The 19,680-nt window shown below is 75.1% G+C and carries 13 protein-coding genes; 5 read left to right on the top strand and 8 right to left on the bottom strand.

Annotated elements, in window-relative coordinates; translation table 11 throughout:
• Window positions 1-40: 40 nt before the first annotated feature.
• The 3 genes from AC1VWI_RS34175 to AC1VWI_RS34165 all read left to right on the top strand — a co-directional run bounded on the left by AC1VWI_RS34175 (window position 41) and on the right by AC1VWI_RS34165 (window position 4,757).
• A complete protein-coding gene (locus AC1VWI_RS34175) occupies window positions 41-505 on the top strand; it encodes a cyclic nucleotide-binding domain-containing protein (RefSeq protein ID WP_499514876.1) in 465 nt (154 codons plus the stop codon).
• Between the two features lie 207 nt (window positions 506-712).
• Window positions 713-1,414 carry a response regulator gene (locus AC1VWI_RS34170; RefSeq protein WP_499514875.1) on the top strand — a complete coding sequence of 234 codons (702 nt, stop codon included), beginning with the start codon at window positions 713-715 and terminating at the stop codon, window positions 1,412-1,414.
• 2,449 nt (window positions 1,415-3,863) lie between these two features.
• Complete coding sequence (locus AC1VWI_RS34165) at window positions 3,864-4,757, top strand: hypothetical protein (protein WP_499514874.1); 894 nt, start codon at window positions 3,864-3,866, stop codon at window positions 4,755-4,757.
• Here the strand turns inward: AC1VWI_RS34165 and AC1VWI_RS34160 are convergent, their stop codons facing one another.
• The 6 genes from AC1VWI_RS34160 to AC1VWI_RS34135 form a co-directional block, all read right to left on the bottom strand.
• Window positions 4,758-6,485, bottom strand: a complete 1,728-nt coding sequence (locus AC1VWI_RS34160) for a sensor histidine kinase (protein WP_499514873.1) — start codon at window positions 6,483-6,485, stop codon at window positions 4,758-4,760.
• Between the two features lie 88 nt (window positions 6,486-6,573).
• The gene (locus tag AC1VWI_RS34155) at window positions 6,574-7,575 is read right to left on the bottom strand and encodes an MASE1 domain-containing protein (protein ID WP_499514872.1); all 1,002 of its coding nucleotides are present in this window, start codon (window positions 7,573-7,575) and stop codon (window positions 6,574-6,576) included.
• Window positions 7,572-8,411, bottom strand: a complete 840-nt coding sequence (locus tag AC1VWI_RS34150; protein ID WP_499514871.1) for a PP2C family protein-serine/threonine phosphatase — start codon at window positions 8,409-8,411, stop codon at window positions 7,572-7,574. The genes AC1VWI_RS34155 and AC1VWI_RS34150 overlap by 4 nt, the downstream gene beginning before the upstream one ends.
• A gap of 74 nt (window positions 8,412-8,485) precedes the next feature.
• Window positions 8,486-9,487 (bottom strand): helix-turn-helix domain-containing protein, encoded by a 1,002-nt coding sequence (locus tag AC1VWI_RS34145; protein WP_499514870.1) that lies wholly within the window; start codon window positions 9,485-9,487, stop codon window positions 8,486-8,488.
• Window positions 9,488-9,664: 177 nt separating this feature from the next.
• Window positions 9,665-13,531 (bottom strand): S8 family peptidase, encoded by a 3,867-nt coding sequence (locus AC1VWI_RS34140; RefSeq protein WP_499514869.1) that lies wholly within the window; start codon window positions 13,529-13,531, stop codon window positions 9,665-9,667.
• A 791-nt stretch (window positions 13,532-14,322) separates the two neighbouring features.
• Window positions 14,323-14,811: a TIGR00725 family protein gene (locus AC1VWI_RS34135; protein WP_499514868.1), complete on the bottom strand. Its 489-nt coding sequence runs from the start codon at window positions 14,809-14,811 to the stop codon at window positions 14,323-14,325.
• A gap of 63 nt (window positions 14,812-14,874) precedes the next feature.
• On the opposite strand from AC1VWI_RS34135, the gene AC1VWI_RS34130 reads away from it, so the two are divergent.
• Window positions 14,875-16,077, top strand: coding sequence for a glycoside hydrolase family 3 N-terminal domain-containing protein (locus AC1VWI_RS34130; protein ID WP_499514867.1), 1,203 nt, complete (start codon window positions 14,875-14,877; stop codon window positions 16,075-16,077).
• 72 nt (window positions 16,078-16,149) lie between these two features.
• Here the strand turns inward: AC1VWI_RS34130 and AC1VWI_RS34125 are convergent, their stop codons facing one another.
• The gene (locus AC1VWI_RS34125; RefSeq protein WP_499514866.1) at window positions 16,150-16,455 is read right to left on the bottom strand and encodes a hypothetical protein; all 306 of its coding nucleotides are present in this window, start codon (window positions 16,453-16,455) and stop codon (window positions 16,150-16,152) included.
• A 151-nt stretch (window positions 16,456-16,606) separates the two neighbouring features.
• On the opposite strand from AC1VWI_RS34125, the gene AC1VWI_RS34120 reads away from it, so the two are divergent.
• Entirely contained in the window at window positions 16,607-17,956 is a 1,350-nt protein-coding gene (locus AC1VWI_RS34120; protein ID WP_499514865.1) for a diacylglycerol/lipid kinase family protein, read from the top strand.
• 692 nt (window positions 17,957-18,648) lie between these two features.
• On the opposite strand, the gene AC1VWI_RS34115 is transcribed toward AC1VWI_RS34120, so the two are convergent.
• The gene (locus tag AC1VWI_RS34115) at window positions 18,649-19,677 is read right to left on the bottom strand and encodes a LacI family DNA-binding transcriptional regulator (RefSeq protein WP_499514864.1); all 1,029 of its coding nucleotides are present in this window, start codon (window positions 19,675-19,677) and stop codon (window positions 18,649-18,651) included.
• Window positions 19,678-19,680 lie beyond the last annotated feature (3 nt).

The raw sequence follows: 19,680 nt of genomic DNA, 5'->3' as shown, positions 1-19,680 counted from the left end.
CCTGGAGGTGACGTCGTACCGGACGAGAGGGAGGACGGCGATGACCACCACCACGACGGGCCTGCTCGACGCACTGCCCCCGGAGACCCGAGGGCGACTGCTGGAACTCGCGCGGGACGTGTCCTTCCCGGCCCGGGCCCGGATCTTCGAGGAGGGGCACCGGGCCGACCGCTTCTGGATCATCCGTACCGGCTCGGTCGCCCTCGACCTGCACGTGCCCGGCCGGCAGCCCGCCGTGGTCGAGACCCTCGGCCCGGGTGACCTGCTCGGCTGGTCGTGGCTCTTCCCGCCCTACTCCTGGCACCTCGGCGCGCGGGCCCAGAGCCCGGTGCGGGCCGACGAGTTCGACGCCACGGTCATACGGGCGCTGTGCGAGGCCGACGCGGTGTTCGGGCGCGCGGTCGCGCGCCGGGTCGCGCAGATCGTCGCGCACCGGCTGCAGGGGTCCCGCACCCGGCTCCTGGACCTGTACGGTCCGCAGGGCAGCGGCAGCACGGTGCACTGACGGGCGCATGGTCCGTTCGGCCCTGTCGCCGCGGGGCCCCCCGCGGGATGATCCGGGAGTGACCGGGGGATCGGGCGGCAGCGGTGGCGGCGGAGCGCGCGGGCGTGTCTTCTTGATCCCTGTGGACGGAGGAACGCCGGCGCGGCGGGTGCGCGGGCCGGGCGGCGCGAGGCCGCGGGATCGGGAAGAGACGCCCTGGGGGCCGGGATGAGTGAGGCACGGGAGTTCACGGAGCAGGCGCCGATCAGGGTGTTCCTGGTCGACGACCACGAGGTGGTACGGCGCGGCTTGCACGATCTGCTCGACGCCGAGCCGGACATCGAGGTCGCCGGGGAGGCCGGCACGGTCGACCACGCCCTGGCGCGCGCCCCGGCACTGCGGCCGGACGTGGCGATCCTCGACGTGCGCCTCCCGGACGGCGACGGCATCGGCGTCTGCCGGGAGCTGCGCTCGCGCATGCCGGGGCTGGCCTGCCTGATGCTGACGTCCTTCGACGACGACGACGCCCTGCTGGACGCGATCATGGCCGGTGCCGCCGGCTACGTGCTGAAGCAGATCAAGGGCTCCGACCTGGTCTCCGCCGTCCGCACGGTGGCGTCGGGCCAGTCGATGCTCGACCCGGCGACCACCGCCCGCCTGATGAACAGCCTGCGCGAGCAGGAGCAGCCGCCGGAGCCGCAGGACGAGGCTCTGGCCGGGCTGACCCCGCGCGAGCGGGAGATCCTGGAGCTGATCGGCGAGGGACTGACGAACCGGCAGATCGGCCGGCGGCTGTTCCTGTCCGAGAAGACGGTCAAGAACCACATCTCCCGGATGCTGGGCAAGCTCGGCGTCGAGCGCCGCATCCAGGCCGCCGTGCTCGCCACCCAGCACCAGCCGTCCGGCGGCCCACCGGGTTCCGCCCGCTGAGACGCCGGAACCCCGCCCGCCGGTGAGCGGCGACCGCTCGGCGTGGGCACCACCGTTTCCCCGCGCCGAGTGGGCGCCGTCGGCAAGCACCCGTCCTGCCGGGCAGCGCCCGTGGCCGCCGCCTCGCGGCGTCGGCGCGTACCGAGGCGGAGCGGACCTGACCGCCGCAGGCCGTGCTCGCCACCCAGCACCGCCGTCCGGCGGCCCACCGGGTTCCGCCCGCTGAGACGCCGGAACCCCGCGCGCCGGTGAGCGGCGACCGCTCGGCGTGGGCACCACCGTTTCCCCGCGCCGAGTGGGCGCCGTCGGCAAGCACCCGTCCTGCTGGGCAGCGCCCGTGGCCGCCGCCTCGCGGCGTCGGCGCGTACCGAGGCGGAGCGGACCTGACCGCCGCAGGCCGTGCTCGCCACCCAGGCCCGGCCGTCCGGCGGCCCACCGGGTTCCGCCCGCTGAGACGCCGGAACCCCGCCCGCCGGTGAGCGGCGACCGCTCGGCGTGGGCACCACCGTTTCCCCGCGCCGAGTGGGCGCCGTCGGCAAGCACCCGTCCTGCTGGGCAGCGCCCGTGGCCGCCGCCTCGCGGCGTCGGCGCGTACCGAGGCGGAGCGGACCTGACCGCCGCAGGCCGTGCTCGCCACCCAGCACCGCCGTCCGGCGGCCCACCGGGTTCCGCCCGCTGAGACGCCGGAACCCCGCCCGCCGGTGAGCGGCGACCGCTCGGCGTGGGCACCACCGTTTCCCCGCGCCGAGTGGGCGCCGTCGGCAAGCACCCGTCCTGCTGGGCAGCGCCCGTGGCCGCCGCCTCGCGGCGTCGGCGCGTACCGAGGCGGAGCGGACCTGACCGCCGCAGGCCGTGCTCGCCACCCAGCACCGCCGTCCGGCGGCCCACCGGGTTCCGCCCGCTGAGACGCCGGAACCCCGCCCGCCGGTGAGCGGCGACCGCTCGGCGTGGGCACCACCGTTTCCCCGCGCCGAGTGGGCGCCGTCGGCAAGCACCCGTCCTGCTGGGCAGCGCCCGTGGCCGCCGCCTCGCGGCGTCGGCGCGTACCGAGGCGGAGCGGACCTGACCGCCGCAGGCCGTGCTCGCCACCCAGGCCCGGCCGTCCGGCGGCCCACCGGGTTCCGCCCGCTGAGACGCCGGAACCCCGCCCGCCGGTGAGCGGCGACCGCTCGGCGTGGGCACCACCGTTTCCCCGCGCCGAGTGGGCGCCGTCGGCAAGCACCCGTCCTGCTGGGCAGCGCCCGTGGCCGCCGCCTCGCGGCGTCGGCGCGTACCGAGGCGGAGCGGACCTGACCGCCGCAGGCCGTGCTCGCCACCCAGCACCGCCGTCCGGCGGCCCACCGGGTTCCGCCCGCTGAGACGCCGGAACCCCGCCCGCCGGTGAGCGGCGACCGCTCGGCGTGGGCACCACCGTTTCCCCGCGCCGAGTGGGCGCCGTCGGCAAGCACCCGTCCTGCCGGGCAGCGCCCGTGGCCGCCGCCTCGCGGCGTCGGCGCGTACCGAGGCGGAGCGGACCTGACCGCCGCAGGCCGTGCTCGCCACCCAGCACCGCCGTCCGGCGGCCCACCGGGTTCCGCCCGCTGAGACGCCGGAACCCCGCCCGCCGGTGAGCGGCGACCGCTCGGCGTGGGCACCACCGTTTCCCCGCGCCGAGTGGGCGCCGTCGGCAAGCACCCGTCCTGCTGGGCAGCGCCCGTGGCCGCCGCCTCGCGGCGTCGGCGCGTACCGAGGCGGAGCGGACCTGACCGCCGCAGGCCGTGCTCGCCACCCAGCACCGCCGTCCGGCGGCCCACCGGGTTCCGCCCGCTGAGACGCCGGAACCCCGCCCGCCGGTGAGCGGCGACCGCTCGGCGTGGGCACCACCGTTTCCCCGCGCCGAGTGGGCGCCGTCGGCAAGCACCCGTCCTGCCGGGCAGCGCCCGTGGCCGCCGCCTCGCGGCGTCGGCGCGTACCGAGGCGGAGCGGACCTGACCGCCGCAGGCCGTGCTCGCCACCCAGCACCGCCGTCCGGCGGCCCACCGGGTTCCGCCCGCTGAGACGCCGGAACCCCGCGCGCCGGTGAGCGGCGACCGCTCGGCGTGGGCACCACCGTTTCCCCGCGCCGAGTGGGCGCCGTCGGCAAGCACCCGTCCTGCTGGGCAGCGCCCGTGGCCGCCGCCTCGCGGCGTCGGCGCGTACCGAGGCGGAGCGGACCTGACCGCCGCAGGCCGTGCTCGCCACCCAGCACCAGCCGTCGCGCGGCCCGTAGGGGTCCGGCCCCCACCGGGCGGGCGCCGCCGTTCGCCTCGCGGCGGTGGCGCTCCCGTGTGCGGTCGGCTGTGCGGTCGGCCCGGGACGCGGGGCCCCGCGAGGATGCCCCGGCGGGCCCAGGCGGTAGGGCCGGTCGGCCCTCCCCGTGGGGGGTCGCGACGTGCAGGGTGGGAGACGCGTCGTCCGGAGGGAGCGCGCCATGAATCCCACCACACTCAACGGGGCGACCCTGGAGAAGCTGATCTCCGCCGCTGTGGCGGCCCCTTCGTTCCGCGGGAGCCGGCCCTGGCGGTACCGCCTCGATCCGGAGACCGGCACGTTCCAGGTCCGCGCGGTCCCCGAGCCGGGGGTGCCGGAGTCCGAGGCGGCGGCGCGCGCCCTGCACGTGTCCGTCGGCGCCGCGGTGTTCAACCTGCGCGTCGCGCTGGCCCACTTCGGCTGGGAGCCTGCCGTGCAGCTGCTCCCCGTACCCGGCGACGTTGACCTGCTCGCCGCCGTGCGCCCGATCGGCCCGCTCCGCGTCGGCGACCGCCCATACCGGGACCTGTACGACGCGATCTGGCGCCGGCACAGCTGCCGTACGCCGTACTTCGCGCACTGCCCGACCGGGGCGGTGGTGCTGGAGCTGATCGACGCCGCGCACGCGGAGGGCGCGTCGCTGACCCTGCCGCGCACCGAGGAGGCCCTGCGGCTGCTGCGGCTGACCGCGGAGGCGGAGCAGCGCGGCACGACGGGAACGGGCCGCGCCGTGGGATCCGGGGGCCGGGTCCACGAGGACGCGGGGGCCGGAGCGGCCGCCTCCGTCGATCCCGAACGGCGGCCCCTGGTCGCGGCGCTGTGCACGCCCCACGACTCGTGCGCGGACTGGCTGCGGGCGGGGCAGGCGATGGAGCACGTGGTGCTCCTGGCGACGGCGCACACCGTCCACGCGACGCTGCTGCACGAGGCGATGGAGTGGCCTGACCTGCGGGCGGCGATGCGGACCACGGACTGCGGTCCGGGCCTGCTGCAGATGCTCATCCGGTTCGGCGCCACGGCGTCCGGGGCCGGTGCGTCGCGGGTGCCGGCCCATGAGGCCGCGGAGCGGGGCTGATCAGCGCGTACGGCCACCGTCCGACGGCACCCGCCACACCAGGCGGGTGCCTCCGCGGTCAGGCGTCTCGAGCGTCATCGTGCCGCCCAGCTCCTTCGCGCGCCGTTCGAGGTTGGCCAGTCCGCTGCGGCGCCCGTCCTCGGGGACGCCGACGCCGTCGTCGCTGACCGTCAGGGTCAGCGTGCCCGAGCCGACGACCAGGGAGACGTCCGCGGCACCGGCCCGGGCGTGGCGGGTCACGTTCGACAGGGCCTCGGCGAGCACCGCCACCACGTGCTCGGCGACCGCGGCGGGCACATCGGTGTCGATCAGCCCCTCCATGCGCAGCGACGGGGTGAAGCCCAGGCCGGGCACCGCCGCCTCCACCGCCTTCGCCGTCCGCACCCGCAGCCCCTGGCGGCCGGGGCCGGTGTCGTGGCTGCGCAGTCCGAAGATCGTGGAGCGGATGATCTTGATCGTCTCGTCCAGGTCGTCCACCGCCCGCAGCAGCCGCTCGCTCGCCTGCGGGTGGTCCACGAACCGCATCGCGCTCTGCAGCGTCATCCCGGTCGCGAACAGCCGCTGGATCGCCAGGTCGTGCAGGTCGCGGGCGATCCGGTCGTGGTCCTCCAGGAGGACCAGCTGCTCGGCCGCCCGGCGGCGCTCGGCCAGCTCCATCGCCAGGGCCGCCGAGCCGGCGAAGCCCAGCAGCGGCGCGGTCTCCGCCTCCGTGAAGGGCGCCTCCCCCTCGGCGCGGGCCAGCAGCAGCGCACCGCGCACCCCCTGCGGGGTCGCCATCGGCACGGCCACCGCGGGGCCCAGTCCGCCGAACCGCGGCGGGCCCGCCACCACCCGCGGATCGTGCTGGATGTCGACGCTGGTCAGCGGCTCGTTCGCGGCCATGGCCGCCCCGGTGAACGATCCCTCGCGGGGCAGCGTCAGCCCCTGGTGGGTGTCGGCGTCGATGCCGGTGGCGATCGCCATCGTGATCCCGTCGCCGGTCCCGGCCGGCAGCGCCAGCACGCCCAGGTCCGCGCCGAGGATGCTCCGGGCGTGCTCCACGATGAGCTCCAGCACCGCGTCCTCGTCGATGCCCGACAGCAGACCGCCGGTGATCTCCGCGTTCGCCTCCAGCCACCGCTGCCGCGACCTGGCCTCCTCGTACAGCCGGGCGTTGTCGATCGCCACCCCGGCCGCCACCGCCAGGGTGGACAGCACCGTCTCGTCCTCGCCGTCGAACTCCTTGCCGCCCCGCTTCTCCGTCAGGTACAGGTTGCCGAACACCTCGTCGCGGATCCGGATCGGCACCCCCAGGAAGGAGTGCATCGGCGGGTGGTTCGCCGGGAAGCCGTGGGAGGCCGGGTGCTGCGCGATCTCCTCCAGGCGCAGCGGCACCGGGTGGCGGATCAGCTCGCCCAGGATGCCGTGGCCCGAGGGCAGCGGCCCGATCGCCTTGGTCTGCTCGTCGCTGACGCCCACCGTCAGGAACTGGGCCAGCCGCGCGTCGTCGCCGATCACGCCCAGTGCGCCGTACTCGGCGTCCACCAGCAGCACCGCGGCCTCCACGATGCGCCGCAGCACCTGCGGCAGGTCCAGCTCCCGGCCGACCGAGAGCACCGCCTCCAGCAGGCTGTGCACCCGGTCCCGCGTCCCCCGCACCGCGTCGATGCGCGATTGCAGCTCGTCCAGCAACTCGTCCAGCTGCAGCCGTGGCAGGCCCTCGGCGTCCTTGCCGCCGTCAGTCCCCACCGGCACCTCCGTCCGCTGTGGCGGCCCTCGTGGGGGCCCCCTCTCAAAGTAGCGCCACCCCGGCGGGAGGACGCGCGGAACGGCGCCGCTACTCGTGGCCGCGCTCGCCGGGCGGCACGGCCGCCCAGTGCTCGATCTTCTCGTCGGGCGCGAGCCGGGACAGGGCCTCGCCGAGCCTGCGGCAGACCTGCTCGATCTCGCGGCGGGTGTGCTCCCGTTCGGTGACGGTCGCCGACAGCAGCAGGGCGGTCAGCGCGGCGGATCCGTTGAAGGCCTGGAGGGTCACCATCTTGGCGAACAGGTCGAGTCCGGCGAACGGGCCGGACCCGTCCGCCGCGGCCTCGATCGCGATGAGCGAGGTGATCAGGGCGCAAGGCGCGGCGCCGGCCAGCTGGAAGCGGAACGCGGCCCAGATCAGCAGCGGGGAGACGAGGAAGAGCAGTCCCGGCGTGCTGTGCGTGGCGACGAACGTGACGAGCGCGGTGCCCGCCACGAGCGCCGCCGCCTCCGCCCAGCGGTACGGCGGGACCCCGCGCGGCGCCCGGACGGTGCGCAGGACGAGCAGCAGCGGCGCGATCACCAGCACGCCCATCGCGTCGCCGGTCCACCAGACCGACCAGGTGGACCAGAAGGCGCCCACCGGCACGGCACCGGAGGCCACCAGCACGCCGCTGCCGATCGTCGCGCTGATCAGCATCCCGCCGAGCGCACCGAGGAACACCAGGGCGAGCGCGTCCTGCAGCCGGTCGAGTTCGACGCGGAACCCGACCCTGCGCAGCAGCAGGCAGGCGCACACCGGAGCGAGGGTGTTGCCCGCCACGATCCCCAGCACGGGCAGGAACGACGGCCCGATCGCGATGTTCACGGCGAACGCGCCGATCGCGATGCCCGGCCACAGCCGGATGCCGCCGAGCAGCAGGCCGACCAGGGCGATCCCGGTCGGTGGCCACATCGGGGTGACCTGACCGCGCACCAGTTGCTGCTCCAGGCCGATGCGGGCCCCGCCGTAGTAGGCGGCGGCCATCACCAGGATCCACAGGGCCGTGGCCCGGTACCGCCGGAGCCCCTCGCCGTGGCCGTCGGCGCTCATCGCGCTGCCCTCCCGCAGGGGCCGCCGTGTCCGAGGACGAGTACGGCGGCGTCGTCGCTGTGCCCGGTGAGGTCGGCCACGGCGATCACCCGGGCGGCCAGTTCGTCGGGGTCGGCGGTGCAGCCGGCGGCGGCCAGGTCCGCCACGCGGGCCAGCCCCTCGTCGAGGGGATGGCCGGGTCCCTCCACCACGCCGTCGGTGACCAGCACGAAGGCACCGGTGCCGGCCAGGACCCGGCGGGTCGACGGGTACTTCTCGCCGTCGAGGATGCCCAGCGGCAGGCCGCCCTCGTCGAGCACGACCTCGCAGTGGCCGTCGTCGGTGGCCCACACCGCCGGGACGTGCCCGGCGCGGGCGTCGACCAGCTCGCAGGTCGCGGGGTCGAAGCGGAGGAAGGTGCACGTCACGAAGAGCCCGGAGCCCATGGAGATCAGCAGGTCGTTGGTGCGGGCGAGCACCTCCGCCGGCTCCGTGGTCGCCACGGCGACGGCGCGCAGGCAGGTGCGCACCTGGCCCATGTAGGCGGCGGCCTCGACGTCGTGGCCCTGCACGTCGCCGATCGCGCAGCCGACGCTGCCGTCCGGCATGGGGAACACGTCGTACCAGTCGCCGCCGATGTCGAGCCCGTCACGCGCGGGGGCGTACCGGCCCGCCACGCGCAGCCCCGGGACGGCCGGGAGCGCGGCGCGGAGGGTGTGCCGCTGGAGAGCGGCCGCCAGCTCCACCCGAGCCTGCTGCATCTTGATCCGCTCCAGGATGCGGCCGGTGAGCTGTCCGAGTGTGTTCAACAGCTCCTCGGCGCTGCTGCTGGAGGGAGCGGTGTGACGTCGGGACATGGCACCAACGCTCCGGGGCCTTGGGCACTCGCGCCACTTCTCACCCTACGCCCGCGGCCCCTCCGCACCCCTGGTCAGAGCCAGCCGCGGCGGGCCGCCTGCCATGCGAGCTGCATGCGGGTCGCGGCGCCTGCCAGCGTCATCATGTGCTGGATGTGGCGCTGGACGGTGCGCCGGCTCAGGCCCATCTGGCTGGCGATGGCCTTGTCCGCCACGCCCGCGACGAGCAGCGACAGCAGCCGGCGGTCGGTCTCGCTCAGCGGGTCGGAGCCGTCCGCGTCGTCGGCGCCGCTCATCGCGCCGGACGCGCTGACGTGCAGCGGCACCGCGTCCTCCCAGTAGCGTTCGAACAGCGCGGTCAGCGCCTCCAGGAGGCTGCTGTCGCGCAGCAGCGCCGCGGTCGGCTCGTTCGGGCTGCCGTGCGGGCCGCCGGGGACCAGGGGGCAGATGGCGATGGTGCGGTCGGCGACCGCGAGCCGCAGCGGCAGATGGGGCACGGAGCGGGCTATCTCCCCGGCCTGGACGCCCTCAACAACGTTGTCAATGGCCCCGTCGTCGTCGAAGAACGCCCGCTCGTACAGGACGCGGTACCGCACGCCGCGGGCGAGGGCGTCGTACTCGGCGCGGTTGCTCCCCGAGGGCATGGCGACGTACTGCGCCTTGCAGAACCAGAGCATCTCGTGGCGCGCGTTCTCCTGCATCTGCCGCAGGTGCTGGCGCAGCGCCTGGCTGCCGGTGATGACCTCGATGAGCTGGCCGGCGTCCTGGCGGCGCGCCGTACTGCGGTAGCTGTCCAGCAGGTCGGTGACCGCGGTGCGGGCCTTGTCGAGGGCGTCGGCCTGGCGTTGCAGACGCGGCAGCAGGGCCACGTCGGGCGGGGTGGCGGCGTAGTGCCGGGGGCGGTTGTCGGTGGGGCTGGCGAGCCCCTTGGTAGCGAGGGAGGCGAGGACGCCCTCCGTCTGCCCGGGCGGGAGGCCCGTCTGTACCGCGACGTCGTCCGCCGAGGCGGTCGCGGTGGTGACCAGAAGCCGGTAGACGGTCTCCTCGACCGCGGTGAGGCCAGCCGCCTCGAGCATGCCGCGTTCCTCCGGGTCCGAACGGGTCCGCACGGCATGCGCACAGGGCGGGCACAAGCCGTACATTTCGTTAAAGGCCGGACTATACCCGGGAAATGTTTCGTGCCAATGGCGCGGCGGGTGCAGGGGCCCACACTCCCCTGCACCCGCCGCTGTGTCAACGGTGACGCCCCACCGTCACCGTCCTCCGGAGGCCCGTGCGCCGCTGTGCAGGTACGCGCGGTCCACCGTCTGCCGGACGCTGTTGCCGGCCGCGTCGGTCGCGGTCACGCGCAGCGTCACGTAGGCGTCGCCGCGCACCCGCGACGGACGCTCCACGGTGGCGGTGAAGCCGCCACCCTTGCGGGCCGTGGACGCCCGGGTCCAGGTCCGCCCGTCGTCGTAGGACGTCTCGACCCGCAGGGTCACCCCGCGCGGCGCGGCCATGCCGTCCTGCATCCGCACGTTCAGGCCCAGCTGGTACCGGCGGGCGGGGCCCACCGCGTTGCGGGCGTCGACCGGCACCGCGTAGTCGACCTGCAGCAGGGGCAGCAGCGTCGTGTCGGCGGCGGAACCGGAGCGGAAGGACCACGAGGTGCGGGTGCCGGCGCCGAAGCGCCAGTCGTCCGATACCCGGGTGGTCGCCAGGTCCAGCCGGTACTTCGCGTCGCCAGCCGGCACCTCGAAGTCGCCCCACGCGCCCTGGTCGGACGCGGCGATCTGCTTCCCGTCGCGGTAGAGCACCGCGGTGGCGGTGTCGTCCACCGGCGCTCCGTCGCCGGCGCGGGCCGCGCCGGTTCCGATGCCGCCACCGAGGCCGTTGAGCTCGTAGAACGAATAGTGGCCGGTGCCGGAGTCGTTGAACTCCGGAACGAAGACGGACAGGGTGTTGCCGTTGCGCACCGACGGCCAGGCCGCGCCGCGCGGAATCGACGGACGGACCACGGCCCCGAACCAGCGCTCCGTGGCCTTCTGACCGGGCCGGTAGGTGCGCGGCACGTCCCGCATGCCTGCCCCGAGCGGGGTGTCCATGCCGAAGACGACGTTGTGGTGCACGGTGTGGCGCCACAGGGTGTCCCCGCCGGTCACGTACTCCACGCGCTCCCGGCCCGTCGGCACCTCACGGCTGTACTGGTTCCAGGCGGTGTCCTGGTACGGACGCCACCCGAAGCGCTGCTCGCTCGCCCACTGCGAGGCGCCGGTACGGGTGTAGGTGCTGCGGACCACGGCGCTCTCGCGCTCGGAGACGGTGTGCACCAGGTTCTTCGGAACGAAGCCCTTGGACACCTGCATCACGTCGTACAGGTACGGGCTGCGCACCGTGCCGGAGAACTCCACCGTGGTGGTGCGCTTCTTGATGCGCTTGAGGAGCGCGGTGCCCTCCGCCGTGCCGGCGCGCATGGTCGGCAGGGCCATGCGGTCACCGGTCGGGCTCCACCGGGTCCAGGGGTAGAAGCCCTCCTCCACGACCAGCATCAGCGCCTTGGCCCCGGCCTCCTTGGCCGCCTTGGCGAGCTGCCGGTCGTCGGAGAAGTCCCAGCGGACCACGGCCAGCTTGCCGCGCACGCCGGCCTTCTTCAGCTCGGCCGCGGTGCCGGTGCCGGCGTCGACGGCGGTCAGCTTGGCACCCTTGTCGTCGAAGGCCGGGGACGCGGGCACGTAGTACGGGGTGAAGGCCGGCGACGTGCCGGAGACCTTCGCCCGCAGTTGCGGGGCGACCAGCTGCCAGCGCGAGGCGAACTCGAAGTCGCCGTCGGTGACGCGCGCGGTGGGGCTGACGTAGATCCGCTTGGCGATGTCGAAGAACATCACGCCCTGGATCAGGCCGTTGCCGTCGATCTTCCGGTACGTCTGGTAGCTGAGGATGCCGCGCTGCTCGGCGGGCCGGGGCGTGCGGATCTTCACCTCGGTGACCTTGGAGGCGTCGAGCGTCACCGTGGTGTCCTTGGTGACCTTCACCTCCGGGTTGACCACCTCGCGGAGCTCCTGGCCGTCGGCGGCCCTGTCCAGCGTCCCGAAGCTGAGCTGGTAGGTGCCCTCCTCGACCTCGGCGACGGCGGGCTCGACGCCGCTGTACTGCACGAACCCGTCGGCGCCCCAGATCGTCGGCGCCGCGCCCTCGATGACCTTGCCGTCGCGGTCGCGGGCGACCACGGTCAACTTGTGCTTGGGGGCGTGCACGTTGAGGCTGACGGTGGTGTGGGCGACAACCGTGCCGTCGGCCGCCGCGGCGGTGACGTAGCCGTAGTACTTCCCGCGCGCGGCGTGGGCCGCGTCGGTGCTCAGCGGGACGTCGGCGGTGGCACCGGGCGCGAGGCTCACGGTGCCGGAGCCGAGGGTGACGACCCCGTCGGGCAGCGCGCGCCCGGTTCCGGTGGACAGCTTGACGGCCAGCTTCAGATCGACCGTCTTGTCACCGGTGTTGGTGTAGCGCACGGTGGCCGCCTGCTGCCGTCCCGCCGTCCCGCCGTTCTGGACCGGGGGCAGCGCGACCGTGCCGGTCGCGGTGATCGGGCCGATGGCGGTGGCCAGGTCGATCCGGCCGCCGCCCTGCTCGGTCACCTTGGTGCCGGGCACCGTGCGCGAAGTGCTGATCAGCGCGTCCTTGATCTGCTGCGCGCCCCAGCCCGGGTGCTGCTGCGCCAGCAGCGCCGCGGCGCCCGCGACGTGCGGAGTCGCCATCGACGTGCCCGAGGCGGCGACGTAGTTCGCGTCGACCGGGTCGCCCATGGTGGTGCCCGCGGCACGGGCGGCCACGATGCCCACGCCCGGGGCGGTCACGTCGGGCTTGACGGCGCCGTCGCCGAAGCGCGGGCCGCGGCTGGAGAAGGAGGCGAGGGAGTCGTCCCGGTCGACGGCGCCCACGGTCAGCGCGGCGTCGGCAGCGCCCGGCGAGCCGACGGTGGACGGCCCCGGGCCGGCGTTGCCCGCGGCGATGACGAACAGCGTGTCCGTCGACGCGGTCAGGGTGTTGACGGCCTGGCTCATCGGGTCGGTGCCATCGGTCTGGATGTCCGCACCGAGGCTCATGTTGACGACCTTGGCGTGCTCGCCCGCCGCCCACTCCATACCGTCGATGACCTGCGACTCCGAGCCCGAGCCGTCGTCGCCGAGCACCTTGCCGACCAGCAGGTCGGCCTTGGGCGCCACGCCCCGCCGGGTCCCCGCCGACGCCGCACCGGTGCCGCCGACGGTCGAGGCGACGTGCGTGCCGTGCCCGAAGTGGTCATCGGTGTTCGCGCTGTCGGAGAAGTTCCTGGCCTCCGCGATCCGCCCCGCGAGATCGGGGTGGTTCGCGTCGACACCGGTGTCCAGCACCGCGACCTTCACACCCTGGCCCTCGTACCCGGCCTTCCACGCGGCGGGCGCGTTGATCTGCGCGGTGCTCCGGTCCAGGACCGCCTTGACCTTGCCGTCCAGCGAGACCCGCGGGGTCACCGCGGCCCGGGCGGCGTCCGAGGTCCCGCCGCCGGGGTTCAGCGTCTTCCAGAAGGCGCCGAGTTCGTCGCCGGCGACCCGGAAGGAGCGGGCGTCGATGCTCTCCAGGGTGCGCGCGGACGTCTTCTCCGCGCGGAGCGCCACCAGCCGGTCGGCGGTCGCCCCGGCGGTCTTCGCCGCCTGCGACGCCACGCGGGCCCCGTCCCGTGACGGCTCGGGCCGCGAGGAGACGATCAGCGGCAGCGTGGAGGTGTGCGCCTCGTCGTATCCGGCGGCGATCAGTGCCGTCACGTTGAACAGCCGGCGGTCAAGGGTGCCCGCGGACACCAGTGCCTCGGCGTCGAACGGCATGACGGTCAGCGATTTGTCGTCGGCTTCCAGCGTGCGGAAGGGGATGTGTTCGCGGCCAGGTCCGGGCTGGACCGAGGCGGTCCTCCGCCCACCGGGCAGCGACGTCACCGTCACCCGGTCACCGCTCACCAGCCGGACGGTGGTGGAGGACGTCCCGTCACGGTCGGCGGATCGCGCCGGGCCGTCCGGGGTGGTCCCTGCGGAGGCGGTCGTCGTGCCTCCGAGCGTCACCACCAGCACTGTCGATATCGCCGCCGTGAGGCGGAACCATGCCATCAGCCAAACACCTTTCGTACAGCTCCGGGTCACGCGCTGTCCGACAGAATCTGCCGATGCCCGGGAGGTGTCACCGGGTATCAGCTGTCACAGCTGGGACATGTCCCAACGGCGACACGGCGCGGTTCGGGCAACCTGCGACGACCCCCGCCAGGACACGGCGAACCACCCGGTGACGGCACGAACCACCCCCAAAGGGCGGGCCCTGCTGGTCCAGCGGCGCGTGATGGCGAAGCCGCGCGCGGGCGCGGACCGGACGGCCCTGGGCGATCCCGCGACCCGAGGTCCCTCGCGCGGCTGCCGACGCCAGGCGCCCGGCAGGGCGCGGCTCGCCGCCCGGGCCCGTCTGCCCGGGAGAGGTGGCCCAGGCCGCGGCGCCGCGGGCCAGGAGCGCGGCCCCGACCCCGGCAACACGCGCCCCTCGCGGCCCGCCGAGGCCCTCGCGAACGGATGCGGACGGCCTTCGGCACTCATCCGGCCGCGCCCGGCTCGCGACGGGCGGCCCCGGGACCTCCGGGGCCCCGGAGGGCGGACCTTCGGTCCGGTGCCGGTCGTCATCCCCTTCGACGACGAGGACGAGGCCGTCCGCATCGCCAACGACTCCCCCGTACCGGCTGGGCGGCGAGGTGCGGACGGCGAACCGGGAGCACGGCCTTGAGGTCGCGCGGCAGTTCCGCACGGGCACCTTCCACGTCGACGGTGCCGCGGCCGTGAGCTCGGCGCGGCAGGGCCGGCCCACTGCACCGACCTGAAGACCATCGCGGTCCGACCCGCGGTGCCTCCCCCGTCGCTCAGCCCCCGGAGGAGGTCTCCGCCAGCGCGGCCTCCACCGCCTCGACGGCCTCCTCCGCGCAGGCCGCCCGCAGGAACGTCTCCCCGGCCGGGGGCCCCTGCACGTCCCAGCCGTCGACCACGACGACGGGCTTGCCGGTCCGCAGGGCGAGCGCCACCTCGCTCAGGGTGCCCCAGCTGCCGCCGACCGCCACCACGGCGTCGGCTGCGGCGACGACCAGGCCGTTGCGGAGCTCGCCGAGGCCGGTGGCGATCGCCACCGAGAGGGACGGGTCACCCGCCCGGCGGTCCCGGCCCGGGAGGAGTCCGACAGTGGTCCCGCCGTACGCGCGGGCTCCCTCGGACGCGGCGCCCATCACCCCGCCGAGGCCGCCGCAGACGACGACGGCGCCGCGCCGGGCAAGGAGTTCGCCGACCCTGCGGGCGACCTCGCGCTCCGGCTCCCCGGCCTCGGCGGGCCCCACCACGGCGACGTAACGGCTCGTCATGACCCCTCCCACGGCGTCCCGCTCCGATTGACACGACGGACAATCAGGATATTCGCTGCATGTGTGACCTCGTACGCCCTCACGCCCCGACGCGTGTCCCTCGCCCTGCTGACCACCACGCTGGCCCTGGCCGCCTGCGAGGGGGCCCCGTCCGCCCCGGAGTCCATGGTCGCCACGGGGCGCGCGGCCGCCACCGCCACCCCGAAGGCGTCCTGCGTCGACCGGGTCCTGGCCGCGATGAACGACACCCAGCGCGTCGGCCAGCTCTTCATGGGCGCGGCCCAACTGCCCTCGCCGCCGAAGGCGGACCAGGACGCGATGCGGTCGTACGCCGTCGGGTCGGTGTTCCTCGCGGGCCGCAGCACGGCCGGCGTGACGAAGACCGGGACCCTGGTGGACGGGCTGCAGAAGTCGCTCGGGCAGACGGTGGCCGGGCAGCGGGTCGGCCTGCTGGTCTCCACGGACCAGGAGGGCGGCCAGGTGCAGGTCCTCAAGGGCTCCGGCTTCTCCACCATCCCCAGCGGGAAGACGCAGGGCACCTGGTCCACCGCCACGCTGCGCTCACGCGCGGAGGGCTGGGCGAAGGAACTGAAGAAGGCGGGCGTCAACGTCAACCTGGCCCCCGTCGCCGACATCGTCCCGACCTCCATCGGCACCGCGAACGCCCCCATCGGCCGCTACGGCCGCCAGTTCGGCGCGACCTCCGGCGTGGTGTCCCCGCACGTCACGGCGTACGTCCAGGGCTCGAAGACGGCCGGGGTGCTGACCACCCCCAAGCACTTCCCGGGCCTCGGCAGCGTCAAGGGCAACACGGACACGACGGCCTCGGTGACGGACACGACGCTGACCCGCACCGGCAGCAACATCGCGCCCTTCCGCGCGGGCATCTCCGCCGGCGCGGGGCTGGTGATGGTGTCGCTGGCGACGTACAAGCGCATCGACCCCAAGCACAAGGCCGTCTTCTCCTCGCTGATCGTCGATCAGACCCTCCGCCGCGACCTGGGCTTCAAGGGCGTCATCATCTCCGACGACCTCGGCAAGGCCGCCTCCGCCCAGTCCGTCGCCCTCGGCCAGCGCGCCCTGTCCTTCCTCCGCGCCGGCGGCGACCTCACCCTCACCGTCTCCCCCAAGGGCATCCCCACGATGGCCGAGGGCATCCGCTACGCCATGCGCCACGAACCGAAGGTGCGGACGCTGGTCGCGAACAGCGTGCGGCGCGTGCTCACCGCCAAGCAGGCGGCGGGGGTGCTGCGCTGCACGACCTGACGCCGCGGCGCCGGCCCCGGGCCGCAGGTCAGCCGGCCTCGATCCGCGCCGCCGGCGCGGACAGCATCGAGGTCAGCTCCCGGGCGGTACCACGGTGTCCTCGAACTGGCCGTACTTGTCGCAGAGCTCGAACGCGCCGTCGTCGCGTCTGCGCACGAACGCCGTCGTGGTGTTCACCGACGAGCCGGGAGAGTCCCCGGACACCACCCGCTCCACCGCCTCCAGGAACAGCCGGACGCTGTGGGCCCGCTTGCCGAACGAGATCGCCAGCGTCTCCACCGCCCACAGCAGGTTCTCGTCCGCCGGCGGTGTACGCGTGGGCTTCCAGAAGCCGTCGCTACGGGTGAAGTCCCAAGCGGCGGCGTCACCTTCGGTCACGGTCCCGGACTCCTTCGGGAAGGGAACGGTGACGGTACGTAAGGTCCGCCGCCATGTCCGGGGACCGTAGCACCCGGGGACGGGGCGGGTTCGACACCCGGAAAAACGGCCGGAATGGCGGGGCGGGGCCGTGCGGTGGCAGTGTCGGAGCATGGAGCACCTCTCGCGCAGGCACGTCGCGCAGCGCTGGCTCGCCCGTTTGGCCCTGGCCACGGCGGGGGCGGCCGTGGCGCTGCCCCTGGTGGTCGCGGGGCTGCGCAGCATCGCGCTGGTGGCCGCCGCGCTGGGCGGCACCGCGGTGACGGCGGCGGGGGCGTGGTGGGTGCTGACCCGCCGCGGTGTGGTGCGGGCGCTGGCCGTGCTGCTGACCGTGGTGACCCCGCTGGCCGTCCTCGCCTTCTACGACCGGGCCAATCTGCTCTGGGTCGTGGTCACCTCGCTGGCGCTGTGGGCGCTGGCCGTCGTCGCGGGGCGCAACGCGGTGCGCGCCACCCGGGCCCATGAGGCACGCCTGCGGGAGCGGATCGCGGCCCGGCCGCGGCGGGCGTTCCTGATCATGAACCCGCGCTCCGGCGGCGGCAAGGTCGGCGCCTTCGGGCTGAAGGAGAAGGCGGAGGCGCTCGGCGCCCGGGTCGTGCTGCTCGACTCCGACCACCCGCAGGACGTCGCGGAGCTGGCCCGGCGGGCGGCCGACGAGGGCGCCGACCTGCTCGGGGTGGCCGGCGGGGACGGCACGCAGGCGCTGGTGGCCGGGGTGGCCGCCGAACGGGGACTGCCGTTCCTGGTGATCTGCGCGGGCACCCGCAACCACTTCGCCATGGACCTGGGACTGGACCGCGCCGACCCCGCGGCCTGCCTGGACGCGCTCAGGGACGGCGTGGAGCTGCGGGTCGACCTCGGCTACGTGGGCGACCGGCCCTTCGTCAACAACGTGTCGTTCGGCGCCTACGCGGCCGTCGTGCAGAGTCCCGCGTACCGGGACGACAAGGTCGGCACCATCCTGGAGCTGCTGCCCGACCTGCTCACCCACCGCGCCGGGCCCCGGCTGACGGCCACGGCCGGGGACACCGTCGTCGACGAGCCGCAGGCCGTGCTGGTGAGCAACAACCCGTACCGGACCGACGACCCGGCCGGGCTCGGCCGCCGGGACCGTCTCGACACCGGTCTGCTGGGGGTGCTCGGCGTCAAGGTCGACAACGCGGCCCAGGCCGCGGGGCTGCTGATGGGCCCGCGGGTCGCCTCCGGGCTCACCGTGGCGACGGCACGGGAGGTGGTGACCACGGCCGACGCCGACGAGATCGACGCGGGCGTGGACGGCGAGGCGCTCGTGCTGCCCACGCCCGTGCGCTGCCGCATCCGCCCCGGCGCACTGCGGGTCCGGGTGCCCCGCAACCGCCCGGGGGTGCCGGCCGCGGGCGTGCGCACGGACTGGCGCCGCCTGCGCAAGCTCGCGCTGACCATGGGCCGCACCGCGGCCGGCCGCCCGGACCGGCCGGGTTGACCCGGCACCTGATCGGGCCGGTGCCCCCGGCGACGCGGAGACCGGCGCCGGCGCCGGTGCTCCCGAGCCCGGGACCGATCCCGTCCCCGTACGCACGTGCGCGCGGATCAGCGGCCGGGCAGCCGAAACCAGCACCTCACCGGCCGCACCGCGACCGGAGCCCCGGACCGGCCGGGTTGACCCGGCACCTGATCGGGCCGGTGCCCCCGGCGACGCGGAGACCCGCACCGCCACCGGCCCCCGGACGGACTCAGCACCTGATCAGGCTGAAGTCCCGGACCACCAACCCGGGCTGGTTCACGACCCGTCGACGCCGGTGCTCCCGAGCCCGGGGCCGGTCCCGTCCCCGCGCATCTGCGCGCGGATCAGGGGCCGGGCGGCCGAACCAGCACCTCACCGGCCGCACCGCGACCGGAGCCCCGGACCGGCCGGGTTGACCCGGCACCTGATCGGGCCGGTGCCCCCGGCGACGCGGAGACCCGCACCGCCACCGGCCCCCGGACGGACTCAGCACCTGATCAGGCTGAAGTCCCGGACCACCAACCCGGGCTGGTTCACGACCCGTCGACGCCGGTGCTCCCGAGCCCGGGCCCGGTCCCGTCCCCGCGCATCTGCGCGCGGATCAGGGGCCGGGCAGCCGAAACCAGCACCTCACCGCAACCCGGCCCGGACCGGCCCCCGGCCGGGCCCGCTCAGCGCCTGATCAGGCTGGAGTCCCGGACCACCAGCTCCGGCTGGAGCACGACCCGGCGATGCTGGTGCTCCCGGGCCTGCGCCCCGGTCTCCTCCAGCAGCATCCCGGCGGCCATCGCGCCCATGTTCGTGGCGGGCTGCCGCACGGACGTGAGCGGCACGGCCGCCGCGGCCGCGAACTCGATGTCGTCGTAGCCGACGATGGCCATCTCGCCGGGGACGTCCACCCCCGCCGCGTACAGCGCCTGCAGCACCCCGAGGGCGAGCAGGTCGTTGGCGCAGAACACGGCCGTCGGCCGCTCCGGGAGGCCGAGCAGCCGGTGGCCGGCGTCCCGTCCGGCCGCGACGTCCAGCCGCTCGGTGGGCAGTTCGCGCAGGGTCTCCGGCGGCAGTCCGGCCTCCCCCAGGGCGGCGAGCGCCCCCGCGCGCCGGTCCCGGACCTGCTGCAGGTGCCCGGGGCCGGAGACGTACGCGATCCTCCGGTGCCCGGCGGCCGCCAGGTGGCCGACGGCCATCCGGCCGCCGGCCACGTCGTCCACCGACACCGAGCACTCGGCGGTGCCCGCCGCGACCCGGTCGACGAGGACGAAGGGGATGCGGTGCCGCCGGAACGCGGCGAGGTTGCCGCCGTCGGCGTCGGCCGGCGTCACCAGCACCCCGCGCACCCGCTGCTCCGCGAAGAGCGACAGGTACGCGGCCTCCTCCTGCGGGTTCTCCGCGCTGTTGCAGACCATCACGCCGAGCCCCGCCGCCCGGGCCGCCCGTTCCGCGCCGCGTGCCACGTCGACGAAGAACGGGTTGCCCATGTCGAGCACGAGCAGGGCCATGATCCTGCTGCGGCCCGCCCGCAACTGCCGGGCGGACTCGCTGCGTACGTACCCCAGCCGGGCGATGGCGCGCTGCACACGGACCCGGGTGGCCTCGGGGACCGTGTCCGGCCGGTTGATCACGTTGGAGACCGTGCCCACGGACACCCCCGCCTCACGGGCGACGTCCTTGATCCCCACCGTGCGGCCCTTCTCCGCCACGCC

This window comes from Streptomyces sp. TOM-9, assembly GCF_056858595.1.
Note: the sequence above shows the minus strand (reverse complement) of the source record. Positions and strands in the feature narration are given on the sequence as shown.